Below are 7,087 nucleotides of genomic sequence, written 5' to 3' on the forward strand. Positions count from 1 at the left end.
GTCTTCCTCCTGGCACTCTCACTCAATGAGTGCTAACGACGCTCTATAGTGGCCTATTCCTCGGGATCAGTCCACCGTCACCGGCACTCGGTGACCGACACCACGTGCCACGGTGCGCCCGACGGACGGCGGGACGAGCCGCGTACGCAGCAGGAACATGACCGCCAGGGCGAGCAGCGTGCCGCCCATGGGCACCAGGAATCCCGCTCCGTCCCAGAAGCGGTCCTCCAGCTGTCCGGCGACCGTGACGGCCGCGGCCTGGCCCAGCGCGACCGCTCCGGTCAGCCAGGTGAAGGCCTCGGTGCGGGAGCCCGCGGGGACGATCTTCTCGACGAGCGTGTAGCCGGTGATCAGGGCGGGCGCGATGCACACGCCGACCAGCAGGCCGAGCCCGGCGAGCAGCACCACGGACTGGGCCGCCCACAGGCCGGACGCCATCAGGGCGAGCGCCGTGTAGGAGACCAGGAGGCGGCGCTGCGGGGCGGCCTTCCAGGCGACGGCGCCGCAGACGATGCCCGAGAGCATGTTGCCCGCGGCGAAGATCCCGTACAGGACGCCGTTCATGCCGGGCTCGCCGATGGACTCCGAGTAGGCGGCGAGCGAGACCTGCATGCCGCCGAAGACGGCGCCGATGCCGAGGAACGTGACGATCAGCACGCGTACGCCGGGCACGCGCAGGGCGGAGGCGTGCTCCACGCGCGCGTGGCCCGCGAGGGCGCTCACGGGCGGCTGGGTGCCCTTCTGGGCGGCGAAGAGGAGGCCGCCGACCAGGGTGAGGGCGGCCTCGGTGAGCAGGCCCGCGGCCGGGTCGACGCCCGTGCACAGGGCGGTCGCGAAGAGCGGGCCGAGCACGAAGGTGAACTCGTCGGTGACGGACTCGAAGGCTGCCGCGGTCTGCATCAGGGGCGAGCCCTGAAGGCGCACGCCCCAGCGGGCCCGCACCATGGGGCCGATCTGCGGCGTGGAGGCGCCCGTGGGCACCGCGGCCAGGAACAGCGTCCACGTGGGCGCCCCGGACAGCGCGAGGGCCGTCAGGGTCGCGCCGGACGCGGAGTGCACCAGGACGCCGGGGAGCAGCACGGCGCGCTGGCCGAACCGGTCGGCGAGCTTGCCGCTGTAGGGCGCGAACAGCGCCATGGAGACACCGGTCGTCGCGGACACGGCGCCCGCCGTGCCGTAGGAGCCGGTGGTGTGCTGGACGAGCAGCACGATCGAGATGGTCAGCATCGCGAACGGCTGGCGGGCCGCGAAGCCGGGGAGCAGAAACGTCCAGGCGCCGCGGGTGCGCAGCAGTTGTCCGTAGCCCGGGCGCTTGCCGGTGGTGTCGGTGACCGTGGCCTTCTGTGGCACGGCCGTCGCCTTTCTGCCGCCTGGTAGTGCCCCGCCGCCCGGTCGGGGCGTGGGGCACCGAGAGCCGTCCTCGTGCGCCGGGAACCGAGTGATACTGCGGTCCGCGCCAGGAGAGGCCCTGGGCCGTGCAGGAGCGGGGCGCCGGGCTGCGGGGCCGGGCGCGGGTGCTGCAAGGGGACCGCGGCCGCTTTGCGGTCGCGCCGGCTCTACGTCAGGCAGAGTCGGTGGTACATGGTGTGTGCCCCCATGCTACCGGGCGGTCCCGCCTCCCGTGCCCAGCCAGCCGGCGAGCTTGCCGCCGTGGGCGACGGCCCGCAGACGCGCCTCGGCGGCGTCCCGCACCGGGTCGGTGGCGACCACGAGGAGCTCGTCGCCCTGCCGCAGCACCGTGGTGGGGGCCGGCACGAAGGAGGCGGCGTCCCGGACGACGAGGGTGACGGCGGCGCCCTTGGGCAGCCGCAGCTCTCCGACCTCCACACCGTGCATCCGGGAGCCCTCGGGGACGGAAATGGACAGCAGGTGGCCGCGCAGCCGCTCCAGGGGCGCCGATTCGATGCCGAGGTCGGCGGCCTCCGCGGAGTCGCCGAGCCGCAGCTTGCGGGCCAGCCAGGGCAGCGTGGGGCCCTGGATCAGGGTGTAGACGACGACCAGGACGAAGACGATGTTGAAGATGCGGCGGCTGTCGGCGACGCCGGTCACCATCGGGATCGTCGCCAGGATGATGGGCACCGCGCCGCGCAGTCCGGCCCACGACATGAGGGCCTTCTCCTGCCAGGGCATCCGGAACGGCGCCAGGCTGAGGACGACCTCCAGGGGGCGCGCGACCATGGTGAGCACGAGACCGATGACCAGGGCGGGCACGATGTCGTCGGCGAGCTCGTGCGGCGTGACGAGCAGGCCGAGCAGGACGAACATGCCGATCTGCGCGATCCAGCCGAGCCCCTCGGCGAAACCGCGGGTGGCGGGCCAGTGCGGCAGCTTGGCGTTGCCCATCACCATGGCGGCCAGGTAGACGGCGAGGAAGCCGCTGCCGTGGGCCAGGGCGCCCGCCGCGTAGGCGGTGGTGGCGATGGCCATCACGGCGATCGGATAGAGGCCGGAGGCGGGCAGCGCGACATGGCGCAGCCCGTAGGAGCCGAGCCAGCCGACGGCGAGGCCGATCGCGGCGCCGATGGTCAGCTCCAGGGCGATCTCGCCGACCAGGTGGTACCAGTGCTCGACGGGCCCCGCGGCGGAGAACGCGACGACGAGGATGACCACAGGGGCGTCGTTGAAGCCGGACTCGGCCTCCAGGACGCCCGTCACCCGCGCGGGCAGCGGCACCTTGCGCAGGACGGAGAAGACGGCCGCCGCGTCCGTGGAGGACACCACCGCGCCGATGATCAGGGACTGTCGCCATTCCAGGCCCACCAGGTAGTGCGCGCCGGCGGCCGTGACCCCCACGCTCACCGCGACACCCACGAGCGACAGCGCCGCCGCCGCCGGGAGCGCCGGTCTGATCTCCTTCCACTTCGTGCCCAGACCGCCCTCGGCCAGGATCACGACGAGCGCCGCGTACCCGATGACCTGGGTCAGTTCGGCGTTGCTGAAGGAGACGTTGCCGATGCCGTCCTGACCCATGGCGATGCCGATGCCGAGGTACAGGAGCAGGCTGGGCAGCCCGCTGCGCGAGGAGATGCGTACCGCGGCGACCGCGATGAGCAGCACGAGAGCGCTGACGAGCAGGAGCTGGTTGAGGTGGTCGACAGTCAGGGGCCGTTCCTTCCGCGAGGTGCTTCGCAGGGGTCGATGTGGGGGGAGTTACTTCGTTACCTTACCTAATCGTTAACGGTTCCTTGATGGTCGGGCCGTCGTCGCGGACCTCGTGGATGGCTCCTTCGTGACTCCGCGTCCGGGCCCGGATCGCGCTGCTCGTATGGTTGCTCCAGCCAGCAGCCCGCGAAGGACAGCAAGGATCGCGATGCCCTCCTCCAGTAATGCCTCTTCCGGCGGCCAGACCGGCAGGAAGAAGGGGCGCCGAGCCCGACTGATCGTGATCGTCCTGGTGTTGGCCGTTCTCGCGGGCATCGGGTACGGCGCGTACTGGGGCGTCGACAGTGTGCGCGCCTCTCTGCCGCAGACGACGGGCTCCGTCAGGATCGACGGCCTCGACGGGCCGGTGCAGGTCAAGCGGGACGGCCACGGCATCCCGCAGGTCTACGCCTCCTCGGACGAGGACCTGTTCATGGCGCAGGGCTTCGTGCAGGCGCAGGACCGCTTCTACGAGATGGACGTGCGCCGCCATACGACCTCCGGTCGGCTCTCCGAGATGTTCGGCAAGGGCCAGGTCAAGACCGATGAGTTCCTGCGGACGCTGGGCTGGCACCGGGTCGCGCAGGAGGAGTACGACTCCAAGCTCGCGCCGGAGACGAAGAAGTACCTCCAGGCGTACGCCAAGGGGGTCAACGCCTACCTGGCGGGCAAGAGCGCCAAGGAGATCTCCGCGGAGTACGTGGCGCTCGGCTTCGAGAACGACTACAAGCCGCAGAAGTGGACGCCGGTCGACTCCGTGGCCTGGCTCAAGGCCATGGCCTGGGACCTGCGCGGCAACATGCAGGACGAGATCGACCGCTCGCTGATGACGAGCCGCCTCGACAAGAAGCAGATCGCCGACCTGTACCCGGCCTACCCGTACGACCGGAACAAGCCGATCGTGCAGGAGGGCGGCTACAACGACGCCACGGGCACGTACGACCAGGCGTCCACGGGCGCGGGCCGGCAGGGCTCCGGAGGCGGCCAGGGGGCCGGTACGGGCCTCACCGGCGGCGCGCAGGCCCCCGAGGGCACCGGCGGGCTCGAGAGCCAGCTGGGCGGCCTCGCGGACGTCCTGGACCAGATCCCCGACTCCGCGGGCCTCGGCCCGAGCGGCAACGGCATCGGCTCCAACTCCTGGGTCGTCTCCGGCGACCACACGATCACCGGTAAGCCGCTGCTCGCCAACGACCCGCACCTCGCGCCGCAACTGCCGTCCGTCTGGTACCAGATGGGCCTGCACTGCACGAGCCTTTCGGCCAAGTGCCGGTACGACGTGGCGGGCTACACCTTCGCCGGCATGCCGGGCGTGGTCATCGGCCACAACCAGGACATCGCCTGGGGCCTGACGAACTCGGGCGCCGACGTCACCGACCTCTACCTGGAGAAGTTCAGCGGCGACGGCTACCTGTACGGCGGCAAGACGGTGGCCTTCAAGACGCGCAAGGAGGTCATCAAGGTCGCCGGCGGCGACGACAAGACGATCACCATCCGCGAGACGAACAACGGCCCGCTGGTCTCCGACCGCAACGACGAGCTCGTCAAGGTCGGCAAGAAGGCCCCCGTCGGCACCACGGCCCCCGACCGCGGCGACGGCTACGGCATCGCGCTGCGCTGGACCGCCCTGGACGCGGGCAACACCATGGACGCCGTCTTCGGCATCGACCGCGCCTCGGACTGGACCGAGTTCCGCAAGGCCGCCGCCGACTTCCAGGTGCCCTCGCAGAACCTCACGTACGCCGACACCGAGGGCCACATCGGCTACCAGCTGCCCGGCCGCATCCCGACCCGCGGCGAGGGCGACGGCTCGCTGCCCTCGCCGGGCTGGGACCCCAAGTACCGCTGGACCGGCTTCATCAAGCAGGACGAGCTGCCCTACGAGTACGACCCGAAGCGCGGCTACATCGTCACCGCCAACCAGGCGGTCGTCGGCAAGGACTACCCGTACACGCTGACGACGGACTGGGGTTACGGCACGCGCAGCCAGCGCATCACCGACCTGATCAAGTCGAAGATCGACGGCGGCGGCAAGATCTCCACCGACGACATGCGCACCATGCAGATGGACAACAGCAGCGAGATCGCGAAGCTGCTGGTGCCCTACCTGCTGAAGATCGACGTCAAGGACAAGTACGTCCGCGAGGCGCAGGAGCTCCTGGAGAACTGGGACTACACCCAGAACCCGGACTCCGCGGCGGCCGCCTACTTCAACTCGGTGTGGCGCAATGTCCTGAAGCTCGCCTTCGGCAACAAGCTCCCCAAGGAGCTGCGCGTCAAGGGCCAGTGCCTGAGCGTCGCCCCGGTCGACAACACCGGCCCGGCCGACGACGACCGCCGGGTGCGCGAGTGCGGCCAGCGGGACGCGGACTCGGCGCAGCCGGACGGCGGCGACCGCTGGTTCCAGGTCGTGCGGAACATCCTCAAGGACGAGAACAACGCCTGGTGGCAGGCTCCGAAGACGCGCACCGACGCGGCGACCGCGACCCGCGACGAGCTGTTCGCCCGCGCCATGGAGGACGCCCGCTGGGACCTGACGGCCAAGCTGGGCAAGGACATCGACACCTGGAGCTGGGGCCGGCTGCACCAGCTGGAGCTCAAGAACCAGACGCTCGGCACGGCGGGCCCCGGCTGGCTCCAGTACGTGCTCAACCGCGGCCCCTGGAAGCTCGGCGGCGGCGAGGCGGCCGTGAACGCGACCGGCTGGAACGCGGCGGGCGGCTACGGCGTCAGCTGGGTGCCGTCGATGCGCATGGTGGTGAACCTGGAGGACTTCGACAAGTCGAAGTGGATCAACCTGACCGGTGCCTCCGGCCACACCTTCAGCTCGCACTACACGGACCAGACACAGAAGTGGATCGACGGCGAGCTGCTGCCGTGGCGCTTCACGGACAAGGCGGTCGAGGACGACACCTCGGACACGCTCGTCCTGAAGAAGTAGCCAGGTGAACAAGTAGCCAGGTGAAGGTAGTCAGGTGAAGAAGGGGCCCCACGCGTGCGTGGGGCCCCTTCGGCGTTCATGCGAAGCGCGCGTTCATGCGAAGCGCGCGTTCATGCGAAGCGCGCGTTCATGCGAAGCGCGCGTTCACGTGAAGCGCCGCGCCCCTGAAGGCGTCACGACCGCGTCCACCGCCTTGTCGTGCTCCTCCGTGGGCACCTCGTCGAGGACCTCGCGGTCGTAGAGCAGCACCACGAGGTCGGGCCGGACGCCGGCCGCCTCCAGGCGGGCCAGGACGCGGTCGTACGAGCCTCCGCCCCGGCCGAGCCGCTTCCCGCGCGCGTCCACGGCGAGGCCGGGCAGCAGGACCACGTCGGCGTCCAGGACGGCGTCGGGACCGAGCCGCGGCCCCGCGGGCTCCAGGAGGGCCATCTTGCCCGCGTGCTCGACGCGGGCCAGCGAGCCGGGTCCGTCGTAGGCGCCCCAGTCGAGGTCGTTGTCGGCGAGCAGCACGGGCAGCAGGACGCGGGTGCCGCGGGCCCGCAGGGCGTCCAGGAGGGCGCCGGTGCCGGGCTCACCGCCGACGGAGACGTACGCGGCGACCGTGCGGGCCGAGGCGAGCGCCTCCAGCTCCAGGGCGCGGCGGGTGAGAACCGTCTCCGTCTCCCGCACGTCATCCACCGTCAACGCTCTCCTCACCGCGAGGAGCTCTCGTCGCAACGTGTGCTTGTCAGGGTGGGCGCCACGCGGGTCACTCGGTGGCCGGCTCATGGGCTGACTCATGTGCGGTTCGCAAACCTCTCTTTATCCACGCATAGAGGGACTATCAAAGCGGACCCACAGATTCCGCCCATAGTCGCCGGATAGGGTGACGGGCATGACTGACTCGCACACCAGGATCACCAAGGCTGTCATCCCGGCCGCGGGCCTCGGCACCCGGTTCCTGCCCGCCACCAAGGCGACTCCCAAGGAGATGCTCCCGGTGGTGGACAAGCCGGCGATCCAGTACGT

Annotated in this window: 5 protein-coding genes; 2 read left to right on the plus strand and 3 right to left on the minus strand. The window is 70.6% G+C overall.

From position 1 onward, the window contains the following. Window positions 1–66: 66 nt before the first annotated feature. Together ACZ4E1_RS35105 and ACZ4E1_RS35110 are read right to left on the minus strand one after the other, a co-directional pair. Window positions 67–1,350 (minus strand): MFS transporter, encoded by a 1,284-nt coding sequence (locus ACZ4E1_RS35105; RefSeq protein ID WP_467547170.1) that lies wholly within the window; start codon window positions 1,348–1,350, stop codon window positions 67–69. Between the two features lie 249 nt (window positions 1,351–1,599). After that, on the minus strand, window positions 1,600–3,057 hold the full coding sequence (locus ACZ4E1_RS35110) for a potassium/proton antiporter (protein ID WP_467547172.1): 1,458 nt from the start codon (window positions 3,055–3,057) through the stop codon (window positions 1,600–1,602). 253 nt (window positions 3,058–3,310) lie between these two features. Here ACZ4E1_RS35110 and ACZ4E1_RS35115 point away from each other — a divergent pair, with 253 nt between their 5' ends. Then, entirely contained in the window at window positions 3,311–6,079 is a 2,769-nt protein-coding gene (locus tag ACZ4E1_RS35115) for a penicillin acylase family protein (RefSeq protein ID WP_467547174.1), read from the plus strand. Window positions 6,080–6,223: 144 nt separating this feature from the next. Here the strand turns inward: ACZ4E1_RS35115 and ACZ4E1_RS35120 are convergent, their stop codons facing one another. Then, window positions 6,224–6,847, minus strand: a complete 624-nt coding sequence (locus ACZ4E1_RS35120; RefSeq protein WP_467547175.1) for a 5-formyltetrahydrofolate cyclo-ligase — start codon at window positions 6,845–6,847, stop codon at window positions 6,224–6,226. A 106-nt stretch (window positions 6,848–6,953) separates the two neighbouring features. Between ACZ4E1_RS35120 and ACZ4E1_RS35125 the strand changes: the two genes are divergently transcribed. Beyond that, on the plus strand, window positions 6,954–7,087 hold a 134-nt coding region (locus tag ACZ4E1_RS35125; protein WP_467547184.1), incomplete at its 3' end, for a sugar phosphate nucleotidyltransferase.

The sequence above is a fragment of the Streptomyces sp. NPDC025806 genome (assembly GCF_055558275.1).